The 17,255-nt window shown below is 73.9% G+C and carries 15 protein-coding genes; 7 read left to right on the forward strand and 8 right to left on the reverse strand.

All coding sequences use genetic code 11. The annotated features are described in order from the left end of the window. The first annotated feature begins 418 nt into the window (after positions 1-418). Positions 419-1,333 carry an Lrp/AsnC family transcriptional regulator gene (locus tag ABTW95_RS31710; protein ID WP_396450632.1) on the forward strand — a complete coding sequence of 305 codons (915 nt, stop codon included), beginning with the start codon at positions 419-421 and terminating at the stop codon, positions 1,331-1,333. Between the two features lie 66 nt (positions 1,334-1,399). Here ABTW95_RS31710 and ABTW95_RS31715 read toward each other — a convergent pair whose 3' ends face one another. The 5 genes from ABTW95_RS31715 to gmd all read right to left on the reverse strand — a co-directional run bounded on the left by ABTW95_RS31715 (position 1,400) and on the right by gmd (position 6,884). Continuing rightward, positions 1,400-2,992, reverse strand: a complete 1,593-nt coding sequence (locus ABTW95_RS31715) for a Na+/H+ antiporter (protein WP_500228241.1) — start codon at positions 2,990-2,992, stop codon at positions 1,400-1,402. A gap of 42 nt (positions 2,993-3,034) precedes the next feature. Next, positions 3,035-3,907, reverse strand: coding sequence for a LysR family transcriptional regulator (locus ABTW95_RS31720; RefSeq protein ID WP_396450636.1), 873 nt, complete (start codon positions 3,905-3,907; stop codon positions 3,035-3,037). A gap of 78 nt (positions 3,908-3,985) precedes the next feature. After that, on the reverse strand, positions 3,986-5,557 hold the full coding sequence (locus ABTW95_RS31725) for an MFS transporter (protein ID WP_396450638.1): 1,572 nt from the start codon (positions 5,555-5,557) through the stop codon (positions 3,986-3,988). After that, entirely contained in the window at positions 5,557-5,817 is a 261-nt protein-coding gene (locus ABTW95_RS31730) for a ubiquitin carboxyl-terminal hydrolase 14 (RefSeq protein ID WP_396450640.1), read from the reverse strand. Before ABTW95_RS31730 ends, ABTW95_RS31725 begins: the two co-directional genes overlap by 1 nt. 32 nt (positions 5,818-5,849) lie before the next feature. Further along, the gene (gmd, locus tag ABTW95_RS31735) at positions 5,850-6,884 is read right to left on the reverse strand and encodes a GDP-mannose 4,6-dehydratase (protein ID WP_396450675.1); all 1,035 of its coding nucleotides are present in this window, start codon (positions 6,882-6,884) and stop codon (positions 5,850-5,852) included. Positions 6,885-7,062: 178 nt separating this feature from the next. On the opposite strand from gmd, the gene folP reads away from it, so the two are divergent. Then, on the forward strand, positions 7,063-7,902 hold the full coding sequence (folP, locus tag ABTW95_RS31740; RefSeq protein ID WP_396450641.1) for a dihydropteroate synthase: 840 nt from the start codon (positions 7,063-7,065) through the stop codon (positions 7,900-7,902). Here folP and ABTW95_RS31745 read toward each other — a convergent pair. From ABTW95_RS31745 to ABTW95_RS31755, 3 genes are all read right to left on the reverse strand, one after another. Continuing rightward, complete coding sequence (locus tag ABTW95_RS31745) at positions 7,899-8,456, reverse strand: CGNR zinc finger domain-containing protein (protein ID WP_396450643.1); 558 nt, start codon at positions 8,454-8,456, stop codon at positions 7,899-7,901. The two genes, folP and ABTW95_RS31745, sit on opposite strands and share 4 nt — an antisense overlap. A 227-nt stretch (positions 8,457-8,683) precedes the next feature. Further along, positions 8,684-9,256 carry a hypothetical protein gene (locus ABTW95_RS31750; RefSeq protein ID WP_396450645.1) on the reverse strand — a complete coding sequence of 191 codons (573 nt, stop codon included), beginning with the start codon at positions 9,254-9,256 and terminating at the stop codon, positions 8,684-8,686. Between the two features lie 423 nt (positions 9,257-9,679). Then, entirely contained in the window at positions 9,680-11,017 is a 1,338-nt protein-coding gene (locus tag ABTW95_RS31755; protein ID WP_500228242.1) for a pyridoxal phosphate-dependent aminotransferase, read from the reverse strand. A gap of 142 nt (positions 11,018-11,159) precedes the next feature. On the opposite strand from ABTW95_RS31755, the gene ABTW95_RS31760 reads away from it, so the two are divergent. The 5 genes from ABTW95_RS31760 (at position 11,160) to ABTW95_RS31780 (ending at position 17,222) form a co-directional block, all read left to right on the forward strand. Beyond that, entirely contained in the window at positions 11,160-12,089 is a 930-nt protein-coding gene (locus ABTW95_RS31760) for a LysR family transcriptional regulator (protein WP_396450648.1), read from the forward strand. Positions 12,090-12,349: 260 nt separating this feature from the next. Beyond that, the gene (locus ABTW95_RS31765; protein ID WP_396454688.1) at positions 12,350-13,141 is read left to right on the forward strand and encodes a VC0807 family protein; all 792 of its coding nucleotides are present in this window, start codon (positions 12,350-12,352) and stop codon (positions 13,139-13,141) included. Between the two features lie 108 nt (positions 13,142-13,249). Further along, entirely contained in the window at positions 13,250-14,419 is a 1,170-nt protein-coding gene (locus ABTW95_RS31770; protein ID WP_500228243.1) for a L,D-transpeptidase, read from the forward strand. A 175-nt stretch (positions 14,420-14,594) separates the two neighbouring features. Beyond that, a complete protein-coding gene (locus ABTW95_RS31775) occupies positions 14,595-15,779 on the forward strand; it encodes a L,D-transpeptidase (RefSeq protein WP_396450654.1) in 1,185 nt (394 codons plus the stop codon). A gap of 120 nt (positions 15,780-15,899) precedes the next feature. After that, a complete protein-coding gene (locus ABTW95_RS31780; protein ID WP_396450655.1) occupies positions 15,900-17,222 on the forward strand; it encodes a glycosyltransferase family 4 protein in 1,323 nt (440 codons plus the stop codon). Positions 17,223-17,255: the final 33 nt, after the last annotated feature.

Raw genomic sequence — 17,255 nt, forward strand, 5'->3', positions numbered from 1 at the left:
CCTCCGCCGTGCGCGATCCGCTTGCGCCCGGTCCGCCTGTATCCGGTCCGCGTGCGCCCGATCGGGCCGCGCCGGCCCCCGCCGCGCGCGCTCGCGCCGCGCCCGCGCGGGCGCGGCGCCGCCCGGCCCGCGCCCCGCGCGCCGGGCCGGCCGCCGGAGTGACCAGTGCCACCCCGCCCGCCCGCCGCCGGCGCGGGCCCCGCCGTGCGCACCGGGCCGCCACCGGCGGCGTTTGCGCTGCCGGAGCGGTTTTCGCGGCGCCGGAAACGTCGCCGCGCCGAACCGGACGCCGACGCTTCGACGGCCGCCGGGCACGGCGAACACGAGCAAGATCAATATTTGACGTCGAACCGTCCTGAAATGGAATGATCTTGCAGTTGCCGACAAACCCATTCATCACATGTCGAGGAGGAGAGCCGTGCTGGATGCGGTCGACGCCGTGCTCGTCCGCGAGCTCCAGCGGGATGGCAGGGCGACGTTCCAGGCGCTCGCCGATCGCGTCGGGCTTTCCCGCACGGCCGTGCGGGCACGGGTGCAGCACCTTCTCGAAACGCAGGTCGTCCGCGTCGTCGGCATCGTGCACGCCGCCGTGGTCGGCGCGGAGGCCATCGGGCACGTGTCGGTCGCCGTGGACGGCGCCGCCCGCGAGGTGGCCGAGGCCGTCGCCGAGCGGCCCGCGGTCAGCTTCACCGCGCTGACCGCCGGCCCGTACGACCTGGTCGCGCAGGTGCGCACCCGCGACGACGCCGCGCTCGCGGCCGAGGTGGACCGGATCCGGTCCATCCCCGGCGTGCGCGCGGCGGAGGTGTTCCGGTCGGTGTCCACCGTGCGCGACAAGCACGCCGTGGTGCGCGAGCTCGGCGAGGTCAGCCTCGACGGCATCGACTGGCGGCTCCTGCACGAGCTGCAGCGGGACGGGCGCGCGCCCTACACCCGGCTCGCGCACGTCATCGGCCTGTCGCAGGCCGCCACCCGGGCCCGGGTGGTGCGGCTCATGCGCACCGGCGTGATCCAGGTCACCGGGCTGGCCGACCCGCTCGCCCTCGGCGCCGCCGAGCTCGGCGGGTTCGGCATCGTGGTGACCGGCGGGCTGCGCAAGGTCGCGGAGGCGGTCGCCGCCCAGGACGGCGTCCGCTACCTGGCCACCGGGTTCGGCCGCTACGACATCGTCGGTCAGGCCGAGGCCACGTCCCGCGCCGAGCTGGTGGCCGTGCTCGACGCCATCAGGTCCGTGCCCGGCGCGACGGTCCGGGAGTCCTGGCACCACCTGGACGTGGTGAAGGAGTCCTACGCCGTGGAGCTGCCCGAGCAACCCCTCAACGGGTCGTCCTGACCGGCCCCGGCGCCTCGGCCACGGTGCCCGCCGTGGCCGGGGCGGCACATCCGCCGGCCGGCCGCGCTAGGCGCGGTTGAGGGCGACCTCCTCCAGGTCCAGCTCGTGCATGACGCGGGCGAGGACCTCGTCGTCGATCCGGCGCTCGTCCCGCATCCGGACGAACACCTGGCGCTCGGCCAGCAGCATCTCCCGCCGCAGCCGCCGGTACGTCGCCGTCGGCACCTCCTCGCCCTCCGGGCCCGCCCCGCCGCCGAGCCGCTCCCAGGCGCGCAGCCGCCGGTCCTCGGCGAGCTGCCGGAGCCGCTCCACCACCGCCTCGTCCAGCCGCTCCGCGGCGTTCAGCTCCTCCAGCCGCTCCAGCGCCGCCTGCGCCGCCGCGTGCTGCGCCCCGGCCTCCGCCACGGTGTCGGCGTAGCGCTCGTGTTCGCCGCCGATGCCCAGGGCGCGGATCAGCGCCGGGAACGTCAGCCCCTGCACCAGCAGCGTCCCGAGGACGGTCGTGAACGTCAGGAAAAGGATCAGGTCGCGACCGGGGAACGGGGCGCCGGACGCGGTGAAGGGGACCGCGAACGCGGCGGCGAGCGACACCACCCCGCGCATCCCCGCCCACGACACCGCGGTCAGGCCGCGCCAGCCGGGGCTCTCCCTCGCCCGCTCCCGCCGCGACGCCAGCCGGTGGATCCGCGCGGCGGGGAACACCCAGGCGAAACGGGCGACGACGGTGACCGCGAAGACCGCGACCGCCCACCACGCGAGCTGCTGCCAGCTGCGCCCCGACAGCCCGTGCACGACCGGCGGCAGCTGCAGCCCGATCAGCAGGAAGACCACCGACTCCAGCAGGAAGACCATGACCTTCCAGAACGAGCCGCCGATCAGCCGGGTCACCGCCGCCGACTCGGTGGACCGGTGGCCGAGGTACAGGCCGCTGACGACCACGGCGATCACCCCGGAGGCGTGCGCGGTCTCGGCGAGCAGGTAGGCGGCGAACGGCGCCACCAGCGCGATGCCGTTCTCCACGAGCGGGTCGTGCATCCGGGTCCGCAGCCAGTGCAGCGGCGGGCCGAGCAGCAGCCCGATCGCCGCGCCGACGGCGGCGGCGAACAGGAACCGCCCGGCGCCCTCCAGGAACGTGAACCCGGCGCCCGCCGCCGCGATCAGCGCCACCCGGAACGCCGTCAGCGCCGTCGCGTCGTTGAACAGGCTCTCCCCGATCAGCACCGTCACCGTCCGGCGCGGCAGCCCGAGGCGCTGCGCGACGCTCACCGCCGCGACCGCGTCCGGCGGCGCCACGATCGCGCCGAGCACGAACGCCGCGGACAGCGGCAGGCCCGGGATGATCAGGTGCGCCGCGTACCCGACCGCGAGCGTGGTGAACAGCACCAGGCCCACCGACAGCATCCCGATCGACCAGGCGTTGTCGCGCAGGTTGCGGAACGAGCTCTGCCAGGCCGCCGCGAACAGCAGCGGCGGCAGGAACACGTAGAGGACGAACTCCGGGTCGAGCTCGAACTCCGGGACCCCGGGGGCGAACGAGAAGCCCAGCCCGGCGAGCACCAGGATCAGCGGCGCCGGCAGCCCGATGCGCCGCGCCCCCGCGGCCACCATCAGCGCTCCCACCGGCACGGCCAGCAGCCAGAGTGCGTGCGTCGTCTCCACCCGCCAGATCATGACATGACCGGCACGCCGGTGCGCGGCCCGTCAGTGTGTGTCGCGCCCCGCCTCCTTGGCGAAGGTCAGGAAGTCGCGGGCGGCCGGCGGCAGCCGGCGGTGCGCGTGGACGAGCCCGGTCATCCGGGTGATCGGCGGCATGAACGAGCGGACCGCCACCCCCTCGGTGTCGTCGATCTGGTTGCGGTACCACAGCAGGGAGCCCATCCCGGCGCGGACGCAGCCGAGCCACGCGCCCCGCTCGTCGGACTCCACCGCGGCGACCGGGGCGGCGCCGACCCGGCGCAGCAGCGCGTCGATCTCGGCGCGCAGCGCGGTGCCGCGGGCGGGCAGCACGAGCCGCATGCCGTCCAGCGCCGCCGGCGGCACCGGCTCGCGGACCTTCAGCGCGGGCGGCGAGACCAGCACCACCTCCCGCTGCTCGAACGGGTGCGCGGACATGTCGCCGGGGACGGGCAGGTCGGTGAGCGCGAGGTCGGCGCGGCCCGCGCGCACCGCCGCCGCGACGCGGTCGCGGTCCTCGCAGCGGACCACCCGGACCCGGACGGCCGGCTGGTGCCGGGCGAAGCGGGGGACGAGCCGCCCGGTCAGCTCCGGCTCCAGCGACGCGGTGACGGCGATGCGCAGCTCCGCGCCGCGCCCGTCGGCGCGGGCCACCGACAGCCCCTCGATCGCCTCGACGGCGTCCAGCGCGACGCGGGCCTGCCGGACGACCTGCTCGCCGACGGGGGTGAGGACGACGCCGCGGCCGGAGCGGGCGAACAGCTCGACGCCGAGCTCGCGTTCCAGCTCGCGCACGGCCCGCGAGAGCGCGGGCTGGGCCACGTAGAGAGCCTGGGCCGCCGACGTCATGGTGCCGTGGTCGGCGGTCGCCACGACATAGCGCAGCTGCCGCAGATTCATGTGCCGACCGTATGCCACCGAACCGCTGCGGTCCTGGACATAGCCGGAATCGGCCCCCGGAATCGGCTCGCCCCCCGGTCAGGGGCTCGTGCCCGGCGCCCTGCCCCCGGCGGTCTCGGCGGACGGGACGCTCTCCGGCTCCGGCTGCAGCTGGGGCGCGCCGACGGCGCAGTGCCTCATGCACTCGGGCGCCACCGTCTCCCCGGACGGGGTGCGCAGCGCGTCGTCGGCGATGGTGAAGAAGGTCAGCGCGGCGCCGGCGGCGAGCAGCACGGCGCACGCCGCCATCGAGACCCCGAACCCGCTGGAGAAGTCCTCCGGGTTCGCGAACGCGTCGCCGGTCAGCCCGGCCAGCGGCGGGATCGCCGCCACCGCCAACAGCCCCGCGGCGCGGGCCACCGCGTTGTTCACCCCGCTGGCCAGGCCCGCGTGGCGGGCGTCCGCGGTGGCGAGCACGGTCGCGGTGAGCGGCGCGACCGTCGCCGACAACCCGAGCCCGAACACCACCACGGCGGGCAGCACGTCCCGCAGGTAGGAGGCGTCCCGCCCGATCCGGGCGACGAGCAGCATCCCGGCGGCCGCCACCACCAGGCCCGCGGTCATCGGCAGCCGCGGCCCGATCTTCTGCGCGAGGGCGCCCGCCCGCGCCGACAGCAGCAGCATCAGCACGGTCACCGGCAGCAGCGCCGCCCCCGCCGCGACCGGCGAGAACCCCCCGACGACCTGCAGGTCGAGGACCAGCAGGAAGAACATCACGCCCATCCCGCCGTACATCAGGAACGTCACCACGTTGACGGCGGAGAACTGCCGGGAGGCGAACACGCCGAGCGGCAGCATCGGCTGCGGCACCTCCGGCCCGCGCCGCGCGCCGGGCAGCCGCCGGCCCTTCCCGCGCACCCGTTCGACCAGCACGAACGCCGCGGACGCCGCCAGGCCCAGCGCGGCGGCGGTCCCGATGACCGGCGGCGCGGCGGTCCCGCCCGGCGCCTCGGTGAGCGCGTACGTCGTCCCGGCCAGCCCCAGCGCCGCCAGCGCGGCGCCGAGCACGTCGAACCGCCCGTGGGCGTCGGGGTCGGCGCTCTCCGGGACGTGCCGCAGCGACACCGCCACCACGACCGCGGCGAACGGCACGTTCAGCAGGAACACCCACCGCCACCCGGCCGCCTCCACCAGCCAGCCGCCCGCGAACGGCCCGATCGCCGCCGCGACGCCGCCGAGGCCCGACCAGGCGCCGACCGCGCGGGGCCGGTCGTCGGGCGCGAACGACGACTGGATGATCGCCAGCGAGCCCGGCGTGAGCAGCGCCCCGCCGATTCCCTGCAGCGCCCGGGACATGATCAGCATCTCGATGTTCGCCGCCAGCCCGCACAGCACCGACGCGGCCGCGAACCACACCACGCCGATGACGAACACCCGGCGCCGGCCGAACCGGTCGCCGAGCGAACCGCCGAGCAGGATGAACCCGGCGAGCGTCAGCGTGTAGGCGTTGATGGTCCATTGCAGCCCGGCCATGTCGGCGTCCAGGTCGCGGGCCAGGCTGGGCAGCGCGACGTTCACGACCGTGGAGTCGAGCAGCGCCATGCCCGACCCGAGCACGGTCGCCAGCAGGATCCAGCGTCCGGGCCCGCTCCGCAGCGGGACGTCCGGCATCAGACGATCTGCTCGTCGACGAAGCACCAGCGCCAGTCTTCGCCCGGTTCGAACGACCGGACGATCGGGTGCCCCTCCTTCTGGAAGTGCGCCGTGGCATGCCGCATCGGGGAGGAGTCGCAGCAGCCCACATGCCCGCAGCCGAGGCACAGCCGCAGGTGCACCCACCGGGTGCCCTCCTCCAGGCACTCCTGGCACCCCTGCGTGTGGGGGGAGGGGTCTACCGCCGGAACCGACGCAACATGCTCACAAGTGGTCATATCTGCATCGTGCCACGCGGCGGGTAAGCGGATCACCAATGATCGGGGCTGAACGGCTCGTCCTCGGGCCGCGCGGACTCCGACAGCAGCCGCAGGTCCGACTCGACCATCATCGTCACCAGGCTCTCGAACGTGACCTCCGGCTCCCAGCCGAGCTGCTCGCGGGCCTTCTTCGGGTCCGCGCACAGCAGGTCGACCTCGGCGGGGCGGGTGTACTTCGCGTCCAGGACGACGTGGTCCTCCCAGTTCAGGCCCGCCGTGCGGAACGCGAACTCCACCAGCTCCCGCACCGACTGGGTCTGACCCGTTCCTATGACGTAGTCCTCGGGGGAGTCCTGGGCGAGCATCAGCCGCATCGCGCGGGCGTAGTCGCCGGCGTAGCCCCAGTCGCGCCGCGCGTCCAGGTTGCCGAGGCGCAGCTCCTGGGCCAGGCCCAGCTTGATGCGCGCCGCGCCCAGCGACACCTTCCGCGTCACGAACTCGGCGCCGCGGCGCGGAGACTCGTGGTTGAACAGGATCCCGCTGACCGCGAACATCCCGTAGGACTCGCGGTAGTTCTGCGTGATGTAGTGCCCGTAGCTCTTCGCGACCCCGTACGGGCTGCGCGGGTGGAACGGCGTCTTCTCGTTCTGCGGCGTCTCCCGCACCATCCCGAACATCTCCGACGAGGACGCCTGGTAGAAGCGGATCTGCTCGCGGCCCGGCGTGCGGGACGGGCTGATGCCCGACACCACGCGGATCGCCTCCAGCATCCGCAGCACGCCCATGCCGGTGACCTCGGCGGTGAGCTCGGCCTGCTGCCACGACATGGGGACGTAGGAGATCGCGCCCAGGTTGTAGACCTCGTCGGGCTGCACCCGCTCCACCGCCGAGATCAGGCTGCCCTGATCCAGCAGGTCGCCGGTGGTGATCTGCACGTCGCCGATGTGCTTGCGCAGCCGCGACACATGGGGGTTCGCCTGCCCCCGCACCAGGCCCCAGACCTCGTATCCCAGCTCAAGCAGATGCTCGGCCAGATACGAGCCGTCCTGTCCGGTGATGCCGGTGATGAGTGCTCGCCTGGACAGCGGATCCTCCATGGCTGAAATAAGTCCGATGCGGGGCTCACCACGGGTGAACCCGCAACGAGCGTGAAATATGAGATTACCGACCACGACGGGGGGATGACGAGGGAGGGCTCCCTTTGAACCGAATTCACTTCTGGTTCGCCCGCCGGGACGCCCCTGTGCCACGGTGATACCCATCATGAGCTCTCCGGACATGCCGCCGCTGCGGCTGAACGGGCGCGACATCGGCCCGCACGCGATCATGGCGGTGGTCAACCGCACGCCCGACTCGTTCTTCGACAGGGGCGCCACCTACGGCTTCGACGCCGCCCTGGACGCCGTCGGCCGGGCCGTCGACGCCGGCGCCGACATCGTGGACATCGGCGGGGTGAAGGCCGGTCCCGGCGCCGACGTCGGCGTCGCCGAGGAGCTGCGCCGGGTGGTGGACCTCGTCGCCGCCGTCCGCGAGCGGCACCCGCGCGTCGTGATCAGCGTCGACACCTGGCGCGCCGAGGTCGGCGAGGCGGTCGCCCGCGCCGGCGCCGACCTGCTCAACGACACCTGGGGCGGGCCGGACCCGCGCCTCGCCGAGGTCGCCGCCGCGCACGGCATCGGGCTGGTCTGCGCGCACGCCGGCCCCCTGGCCCCCCGCACCCGGCCGCACCGGATCGGCTACGCCGACGTCGTCGCGGACGTCGTCGCCCATGTGACCGCGCAGGCCGAGCGCGCCGTCGCGCTCGGGGTGCGGCGCGACGCGATCCTCATCGACCCCGCGCACGACTTCGGCAAGAACACCCGCCAGTCGCTGGAGATCACCCGGCGGCTGGGCGAGCTGACCGCCACCGGGTGGCCGGTGCTGGTCGCGGTGTCCAACAAGGACTTCATCGGCGAGACGCTCGGCCGCCCCGTCGACCGGCGCGGCGTCGGCACCGTGGCCGTCCTCGGCGTGTCGGCGCTGCTCGGCGCCCGCGTCTTCCGCGTCCACGACGTCCCCGCCGCCCGCCGCGCCCTGGCGGCGGTCGCCGCCCTGACCGGCTAGTGCGCCGCCTCCCGCTGCCGGGCGCGGTAGGCCGCGACGTGCATGCGGTTCCCGCAGGTGCGGCTGTCGCAGTAGCGGCGGCAGCGGTTGCGGGACAGGTCGACCAGGACGCGCGCGCAGTCCGGCGCCTCGCAGGTGCGCAGCCGGTCCAGCTCGCCCGCCGCCACCACGTACGCCAGCGCCATCCCGCAGTCGGCGGCCAGGTGCTCGCCGAGCGGCGCGCCGGGCGCGAAGAAGTGCACGTGCCAGTCGTAGCCGTCGTGGTCGGTCAGGTGCGGGGTGGTGCGGACCTCGCCGACGATCGCGTTGATCCGGCGGACGGCGGACGGGACGTCGCCCGCGCGGAACACCTCGTGGAACCGCGCGCGCAGGTCGAGGACCTGGAGCCGGTCGGCCTCGGTGAGCTCGCCCACGTCGCTGAACGCGTTGCGGTCCACGAACGCGCGCAGCCCGGGCAGCCCGCCGAGCCGCTCGGCGCCGGACGCGGCCGGGCCGGTGTTGATCAGGTCGACGACGACGGCGAGCGCGTGCTCGGTGTCATGGGTGAAGATCACGATGACTCCAGTCTCGGGGGACCGGGGCGGTCGTGCTCCCGGCCTCCTCGCCGGTGCCGGAACGCGGCCCGTGGGCCCCACCCTATGACGTGGCCCCCGCGCGCAGGGGGCCGCCCCACCGGACGCGCCGTGGCGTCCGGTGGCCCGATCCGGCCGGAACGTTCCAGGTGGCCGGGCGTCCGGCCAGGTGGCCGGGCGTCCTGCCGCGGAACGCCCGCCGGCCGCCGTCAGCGCTCGTAGTGCGGGTCGGCGACGACCGGGTAGTAGGCGTCGGTGTGCTGCACGCGCATCGTGACCGACGTGCCGTCGAGCGTGTAGTCGGCCTTCACCTGGCGGAACATCGAGTCGCTCGCCCACGGGTTGTAGAGCCGGCCCACGGTCGCGCCGTAGCGCAGGTGGACGACGTCGTAGCCGCCGGACGGCATCGACTCCAGGGCCAGCCCGTCGGCCAGGGACACGGCGAACCGGAACTCCGAGGGGGCGTCGGGCCCGTGGATCACCGTGAGCAGGCGCACCCCGCCGGCCGTGGTCTGCGCGACGATGTCGGTGTCGACGTCCACGCCGACGAAGACCCGCAGGCTCGGGCGCAGCACCTGCGCGACCGTGTCGGCGGCGGTGGCGTCGATGCCGAGGTGGATGCGCTGACCGTCCCGTGTCGGCACCCACACCCCGTCACGGGCCCGCTGGCCCCACGCGACGTCGGGGTTCTCCATCTCCTGCGGCTCGTTCTTGCCCCGCGCGACCAGAATCCTGGAGGCGGCGCTCATCGCCGCGGCAGCCCCGTCCCGTGCATGCCTCATGACGGGCCCCCTCGCCTTCTTTCATCACTCGCGTGGCTTCGCGCTCGTCCCGGGTCACCACGGGCAGGGAGGACCGGCGCCCCTTGCCCTGCCGCTGGTCGATTAGTGACGTTCGCCCCGTGCGTCGTTGGACCTTACACCACGCTTATCCGTGCCGGTCGGACCGGGCGGGGAACCGCCGAGCGGCCGTTCCCGGCCGCCGTCCGCGGGGCGTGACGGTGCGCGCCCGGCCCTTCACACAGCGGCTCGGACAGCGGGTCACGCGGCGGGTCACGCGGCGTCCCGCGGGCCGCCCGGCGACCGGGCGGCCCGCGGCATAGAGCGCACCCCTGTGCGGCCCCTGTGCGGCCCCTGTACGACCCCCTGTACGACCCCCTGTACGACCCCCTGTACGACCCCCTGCGTGAGCCCCTACGCGAGCCCCTACGCGAGGGCGGGCTCGCCGGCGGTGACGCTGACGGTCAGGTCGGCGAGCACCTCGCCGAGCCGGTCCAGCGCGCTCGCGATCCACGGCAGGGACGCCGGCGCCGGGGACGCCAGCGCGGCGAGCCGCTGCTCGTCGTCCTCCCCATAGAGCAGGCTCGGCGCGACCCGCATGCGCAGCGCCGCCGGCGCGTCCCCGAACGAGCTGCCCGGCAGGACGCCGACCCCGTAGCGCTCCAGCAGCAGGCCCGTGAGGTCGGCCGCCGTGCGGACGCCGTGGTTCTCGCGCAGCACGTCCCGCAGCGGCCCGAAGTCGGGGTAGACGTAGAAGGCCGCCTCCGGCCGCCGGAGCCGCGCGCCCGCCGCCGCGAACCGGTCGGCGACCGCGCCGGCGACCGCGGCGTGCAGCCGGCGGCTGCGGTCGATGTGCTCCACGAGCTCGGGCGGCTCGGCGAACGCGTAGGCGGCGGCGTGCTGCATCGGGGCCGGGGCGCTCGACCACAGCTCGCTCGCCACCCCGAGCAGGCTGTCGCGCAGCGCGCGGCCGAACGGCCCGTCCGGCAGCCGCGCGACGCCGATCCGCCAGCCGCCCGCCGCCAGGCTCTTGCTGAGCGCCGTGGTCACGACGGTCCGCTCCGGCGCGTACAGGGCCGGGCTCGGCACCGTCCGGCCCGGCGCGTGCACCAGGTCGCGGTAGATCTCGTCGGACAGGACGACCAGGTCGTGCTCGCGCGCGACCGCGCACAGCCGCCGGACGGTCTCCTCGGACGCCAGCGTCCCCGTCGGGTTGTCGGGCAGCGTCACCACGACCGCGCGCACGTCCCTTCCCCGCGCGCGGGCCCGCACCACCGCGTCGGCGAGCAGCGCCGGGCTCGGCACCCCGCCCTCGCCCGGCGGGGTGGCGACGCGGATCGGCTCCGCGCCGGCCAGCGACGCCTGCGCCGCGTAGCTCACCCAGCTCGGCGCCGCCACGACGACGTCGCCGCCGAGGGAGGTCAGCAGCGCGAACAGCAGCGGCTTGCTGCCCGGCCCGGCGACGACCGCGGACGGGTCGGTGGGCAGCCCGCGCCGCGCCCAGTAGCCGGCCGCGGCGGCGCGCAGCGCCGCGGACCCGGCGACCGGGCCGTAGGAGCCGCGGCCGGCGGCCGACTCCAGCTCGCGGGTCAGCGCGGGATGTATGGGGATCCCGGCCTCCCCGAAGCCGAGGGGGAGCACGCGCTCGCCCTCCCTGCGCTTGCGGGCGATCGCCTCGTTCACGGCGAGCGTCGCCGACAGCGGGACCGGGCGCGGGGCGAACGACAGCGGCCGGACGGACGCGGACTCATTCTGGGCAGGCATCAATGCTCCAAAGGGCATGCTGAAATAACGGTGGGTGACCGTGGAATTCCCCGTTGTGACCCGGCCGGGCTCGCTACAACTCTTGCCCTCTGCAAGCATCATTACAAGCGAGTCTCATCGATGGTTACCGTAAGATGTTGTGATGCTTGAACTGCGTCGCCTGAGATTGCTCGCCGAATTCGCCCGCCGCGGCAGCATCGCGGCGACCGCCGCGGCCCTCGGCTACACGCCCTCGGCCGTCTCCCAGCAGCTCGCCGCGCTGGAGCGGGAGGCCCGCGTCCCGCTGCTGGACCGCACCGCCCGCAGCGCGGAGCTCACCGACGCCGGGCGCCGCCTCGCCGAGCGCGCCGAGGACATCCTGAGCCTGGTCGAGGCCGCCGAGGCGGAGCTGTCGGCGCAGGCCGACGCCCCGTCGGGGCGCATCGTGGTCACCGCCTTCCCGACCGCGGCCGTCGCCTTCGCGCCCGCGCTGGCGCGCAGCCTCGGCGAGCATCCCGATCTGACGTTCGTGCTGCGGCAGACCGTGCCCGGCGCCGGCATCCGCCAGGTGCAGAGCGGCGAGGTCGACATCGCGCTCATCGACGACTGGACGGGCAAGGTCCCCGACCAGGCGCCCGCCGCGCTGGAGTTCTTCCATCTGCGCCGCGACCCGCTCGTCCTGGTGGTGCCGGACACGCATCCGATGTCGGACCCGGCCCGCCCGGTCGACCTGGAGCGGCTGCGCGAGGAGCCGTGGATGGCCGCGCCGCCCGGCGAGCCGTCCCGGCAGGCCGTCGAGCGGCTGCTGGACACCGTGGGCGGCGCCCGCCCCGTGCCGTGGGAGTTCGAGGGGCTGCACACGATCCTCAGCCTGGTGGCCCGGGGGATCGGCATCACCGCGGTGCCCGCGCTGGCGCTCGCCGCCGGCGACCGCGGCGTGGCGGTGCGCCGCATCCCCGAGTGCACGCTGGCCCGCGAGGTGTACGCCGTCACCCGCACCGCGAGCGTGCGCAGGCCGTCGGTGGCGGTGACCCTGCGCGCCATCTACGCCGCCGCCAGGGACGTCCGGTCCGCGAGCGACGTCCCCGCGTGAGGGGCGGCGGGCGACCCCGGATAAGGCGCGAGCCGGTGGGCACCTAGAGTCGGAGTTGGAGCCGGAGGCACTGGTTCGACTCTGGCCGCATTCGGCCGCGACCCGCACTCGGAGGCCGCTCCGCCCGAACTAAGGGTGGAGCAAGCCGCACGGTGCGGATCGTTCGAAAACGGTCGGACACGTGCGGATCATCACGTACGGTGGTGCGAATCGTGAGCACATCCGAGTCCATGCATGTCGATCGGGGAGCACAGCACTCGATGGAACCCACGGCGACCGCGCCCGCGGACCCGCCCCCGGCGGCGGAGGTCCCGGCGCCCGAGGCGCAGGGCGGCCTGACCCGGGCCCCCCAGGAGCAGACCGGCCACGGGCCGGCCGGCGGCCACCACGTGTTCGAGCTGCCGCGGGTGACCGCGATGCTCGCGCACGCGCTGCCGCGCTTCCTGGAGGGCGTGATCGCCCCGGTGGCGGTGTTCTACGCCGCGCTCATGCTGCTCGGGCTGAACGGCGCGCTGGTCGCCGCCGTCGCCTGGGTCTACGGCGGGATCGTCTACCGCTACGTGCGCGGCCACCCGGTGTCGGGGATGCTGCTGCTGGCCGCGGTCGGCGTGACCGTCCGCGCGGGCCTGGCGGCGGCCACGCACAGCGCGGTCATCTACTTCCTGCAGCCGACGCTCGGCACGCTCTGCGTGAGCCTGGCGTTCCTCGCCTCGGTGCCGCTCGGGAAGCCCCTCGCGATGAAGCTCGCCAAGGACATGGCGCCGATCCCCGACGCGTTCTACAAGCACGCGCGAGTCCACCAGTTCTTCCTGCGCATCTCGCTGCTGTGGTCGGCGGTCCTGCTGGCGAACGTCGGCGTCAGCCTCTGGATGCTGTTCAACGAGTCGATCAGCATGTACCTGTGGATCCGCACCGGGATCGTCACCGGCCTCGGCGCGATCGGCATCGCGCTGTCGGTCTGGGGCTTCAAGCGCCTGGTGCGCCGCATGAACCGCGAGCCGGCCCCGTCCGCGCCCGTCCCCTCCGCGCCCGTCCCGTCCACGCCCGCCTGAGCAGCGGTTTCCCGTCGGAAACGCCCCGAACCCGAGCCCGGTTCGGGGCGTCTCTATGTGTAGGTGGATTCACCGACACGGGGTGAATTTGACGGGTTTGGGGGATTTGTGGCGATCAAGGGTCGTACGGGGGTCGTGCTGGCCGGCGGGACGGGCGCGGTGGCGCTGCTCGTGACCGGCTGCTCGATCGGCGGCGAGGGCAGGCTCGCCTCGGGCGGGTCGGACACCGCGGTGACGATCACCCCGGCCAACGGGACCGCGCAGGTCAAGCCGGACGGCACCATCGAGGTGAAGTCCTCGGGCGGCAAGCTGCAGAACGTCACGGTGCGGGGCGGGGGCGCCGCGGTCACCGGGAAGTTCGGAAAGGGCCGCAAGACGTGGCGCTCCACCCGGACGCTGACGCCCGGGACGTCCTACACGGTCACCGCGCAGGCCCGCGACGGCGGAAAGACCCGTACGGTGACGAGCTCGTTCACCACGCTCAAGCCGGCCCAGACGCTGTCCATCGTGGACGTCACCCCGAACGTCGAGGGGGAGAAGGTCGGCGTCGGGATGCCGATCTTCGTCCGCTTCGACCGCCCTGTGACCGACAAGGCGGCCGTGGAGCGGACGCTCCGCGTCACCCCGGACAAGCCGGTCGAGGGCGCCTGGCGGTGGCTGGCGCCCGACCAGGTCGTCTACCGGACCAAGACGTACTGGCAGCCGCACCAGACCGTCCGCTTCCACGCGGCGCTGGCCGGGGTGAACGCGGGCGGCGGCGTGTACGGGGCCAAGGACGCCCAGGCGACGATGACCATCGGCGCCGAGCAGATCACCACCGGGAACATCGCCGGCCACCAGATGACCGTGACGAGGGACGGCAAGAAGCTGCGGACGATCCCGTTCAGCGCCGGCAACGGGCAGACCCGGGAGTTCACCACCACCAGCGGCGTCCACCTGCTGATGGAGAAGGGCAACCCGGTCACGATGACCTCGCCCGGCCGCCAGGAGGGCGACCCCGGCTACTACAAGACGGTCGTCAACTACGCGGTCAGGTTCTCCAGCAGCGGCGAGTACGTCCACTCCGCGCCCTGGTCGGTCGGCTCGCAGGGGTCGGCGAACGTCAGCCACGGCTGCCTCAACGTCAGCCCGTCCAACGCCAAGTGGTACTACGACATCGCGCAGCGCGGTGACATCATCAAGCTCACCGGATCGGACCGCGAGGTCGAGTGGGACAACGGCTGGAGCTTCTGGCAGCTGCCGTTCGACGAGTGGCGCCAGGGCAGCGCCCTCCGCTAGACGGCGGCCGCCTTGCAACGCTTTGATCTCGGACACCCGCCAAAACCCCGGCTCATGGCATGATCAGCGAATTTTGCCGTTAATGTCTCTCAGGTAGACGGCGGGGTCACTGGAGGTTGCAGTGCAGCGGAGGGTTTCCGCAGGAGTTCGGGCTGGCGCGGGGATCGCGGGGGTCATGCTGCTGTTCACGGCGGGCTGCAGCGGGGGCGGTGAGAAGGACTCCGGCGTCACCGTCGGGGAGAAGGCGGACGCGAACGTCCCGCAGGTGACGATCAACCCGGGAGACGGCAACACCAAGGCCGCGCCCGAGGACGGGGTCGTCGTCACGGCCGCGGGCGGCACGCTGGAGCAGGTCACCGTGACCCTCAAGGGCAAGCCGGTGTCCGGCGAGATGGCCGCCGACAAGACCAAGTGGAAGTCGCGCACGCTGCGGCCCGGCGCCAAGTACCAGGTCACCGCGGTCGCCAAGAGCCCGCAGGGCAAGTCGGCGACGGTCAACGCCACGTTCGCGACGCGGAAAGCGGCGAACAAGCTGGAGATCATCGACGTCACGCCGAGCAAGAACGAGAAGGTCGGCGTCGGCATGCCGATCCAGGTCGTCTTCAACCGCGCGGTCTCCGACAAGAAGGCCGTGGAGAAGGCCCTGGAGGTCAAGTCCACCAAGCCCGCGACCGGCGCGTGGTTCTGGATGAACGACACCACCGTCGTCTTCCGCACCAAGAACGGCCAGTACTGGCAGCCCAACCAGAAGGTCTCGCTCCGCGCCAAGCTCGCCGGGGTGAAGTCGGGCAAGGGGACGTACGGCTACTCCGACTTCACGCGCAGCTTCCGCATCGGCGACTCCCACATCACCCACATCAGCACCAAGACCAAGAAGGCCGTCGTCAAGAAGAACGGCAAGAAGGTCCGCAGCTGGCCCATCAGCGCCGGCCGGGGCGGCCGCGTGGTCAACGGTGTCGACACCTACCTCACCACCAGCGGCATCCACCTGACGATGGGCAAGGAAAACCCGGCGGTCATGACGTCGGAGTGGATGGGCGTCGACCCCGAGGACAAGAAGAACGGCGGCTACAAGGAGGTCATCCCGTTCGCGGTGCGGATCTCCAGCACCGGCGAGTACGTCCACTCGATGGCCTCGACCGTGTGGGCGCAGGGGCGGCAGAACGTCAGCCACGGCTGCGTCAACTCCCCGCCCAAGGACGCCAAGTGGTTCTACAACTTCTCCTACCGCGGCGACCCGGTGATCATCACCGGCAGCAAGCGCAGCCTGGACTGGAACAACGGCTGGAGCTACTACGAGATGTCGTGGAGCCGGTGGGTGAAGGGCAGCGCCCTCGACCGCACCGTCTCCACCGGCTGACGCCGGAGGCCGCCGACCCGCGCACGATCGGACCTCGCACGACATTGACCCCCGGTTGGCGTTGACCGGCCCGCGATCGGGAAAAGGGCCGGGACACGGCCGTCTACGATCGGGGACCCGGTGAACGAGTCCGCGCGACCGCTGCGACCACGACCGCTGCGACTGCGCCGCCGCGTCCGGCGCGGGGCCCACCGCGCCGTGCGCCGCGCGGCCCTCTGGGCGCTGCGCCCGCTGCGCTGGCGGCGGCGCGTCCCGCCGCCCGGGGGCCGGCCGCGCGTGCGCGTCCTGCTGCAGAACGCGCACGGGACGGGCGGCACGATCCGCACGGTGCTCAACCTGTGCGGCCACCTGGCCCGCGACCACGACGTCGAGATCGTCAGCGTGCTGCGGCGGAGCCGCAGGCCGTTCTTCCCGCTGCCCTCCGGGGTCGCGGTGTCCTACGCGGACGACGGCCTCGCCCGCGGGAACCGCGCGGCCCGCGTCCTGGCCCGGCTGCCCAGCGTCCTCGTGCCGGCCGACGAGGCGTCGTTCCGGCAGGTGAGCCTCTGGACGGACGTGCGCCTCCTGCGCGCCCTCTACGGCGCGCCGGCGGACGTGCTCATCGGGACCCGGCCCTCCCTCGTCCTGCTGGCCGCCGAGCTCGGCCCCCGCGGCGTCGCGACGATCGGGCAGGACCACATGAGCCTCGGCTCCTACCGGCCCGCGCTCCGCCGGCAGGTCGTGCGCGCGTACCGGCGGCTCACCGTGCTCGCCACGCTCACCGAGGCGGCCCGCGCCGACTACGCGCGGGCGCTCGCCGGCTCCGGCGTCCGCGTCGTCCGGCTCCCGAACGCGGCGCCGCCGCTGCCCGGTCCGCCGTCCGGCCGCGAGCACGACGTCGTGCTGGCGGCCGGACGGCTCGTCCACGCGAAGGGCTTCGACCTGCTCCTGCGCGCCTTCGCGCCGATCGCCGCCGAGCATCCCGGCTGGACCCTGCGCGTCTTCGGCTCCGGGGTGCGGCGGGACCGGCTCCGCGCGCTGATCGGCGAGCTCGGCCTCACCGGCCGGGTCGAACTGCGCGGCAGGACCCCCGACCTGCCGGCCGAGATGCGGCGCGCCTCGGTCTTCGCGCTGTCCTCGCGCCGGGAGGGCATGCCGATGGTCGTGATCGAGGCGATGGGCATGGGCCTGCCGGTCGTGGCGTTCGACTGCCCGCACGGCCCCGCCGAGCTGATCACCCCGGGCGAGGACGGGCTGCTCGTCCCCGCCGGGGACGTCGACGCCCTCGCCGCGGCGCTCCGCAAGCTGATCACCGACCCGGGCCTGCGCGACCGCCTCGGCGAGCGGGCGCTGCGGGCCGCGCGCCGGCACGACATCGGCCGCATCGGCCCCCGCTGGTCCCGCCTCATCGCCTCGGCGGTGCGGGAACGCCGGGCCGGAGGGGCCGCCGGCCCGGGTCTGTAGCCGACCCAGATTCAGTGTTCGGCGGAACACGGG

Source organism: Spirillospora sp. NPDC127506 (assembly GCF_040302145.1).
In the GTDB taxonomy this organism is placed as follows: Bacteria; Actinomycetota; Actinomycetes; order Streptosporangiales; family Streptosporangiaceae; genus Spirillospora.

Bases quoted from the DNA above. Each gene is read 5' to 3' on its own strand.
- ABTW95_RS31720 (WP_396450636.1), bottom strand. From the start codon at position 3,907: ATGAATCTGCGGCAGCTGCGCTATGTCGTGGCGACCGCCGACCACGGC.
- ABTW95_RS31725 (WP_396450638.1), bottom strand. From the start codon at position 5,557: ATGCCGGACGTCCCGCTGCGGAGCGGGCCCGGACGCTGGATCCTGCTG.
- ABTW95_RS31730 (WP_396450640.1), bottom strand. From the start codon at position 5,817: ATGACCACTTGTGAGCATGTTGCGTCGGTTCCGGCGGTAGACCCCTCC.
- folP (WP_396450641.1), top strand. From the start codon at position 7,063: ATGAGCTCTCCGGACATGCCGCCGCTGCGGCTGAACGGGCGCGACATC.
- ABTW95_RS31750 (WP_396450645.1), bottom strand. From the start codon at position 9,256: ATGAGGCATGCACGGGACGGGGCTGCCGCGGCGATGAGCGCCGCCTCC.
- ABTW95_RS31755 (WP_500228242.1), bottom strand. From the start codon at position 11,017: ATGCCTGCCCAGAATGAGTCCGCGTCCGTCCGGCCGCTGTCGTTCGCC.
- ABTW95_RS31760 (WP_396450648.1), top strand. From the start codon at position 11,160: ATGCTTGAACTGCGTCGCCTGAGATTGCTCGCCGAATTCGCCCGCCGC.
- ABTW95_RS31765 (WP_396454688.1), top strand. From the start codon at position 12,350: ATGGAACCCACGGCGACCGCGCCCGCGGACCCGCCCCCGGCGGCGGAG.
- ABTW95_RS31775 (WP_396450654.1), top strand. From the start codon at position 14,595: ATGCTGCTGTTCACGGCGGGCTGCAGCGGGGGCGGTGAGAAGGACTCC.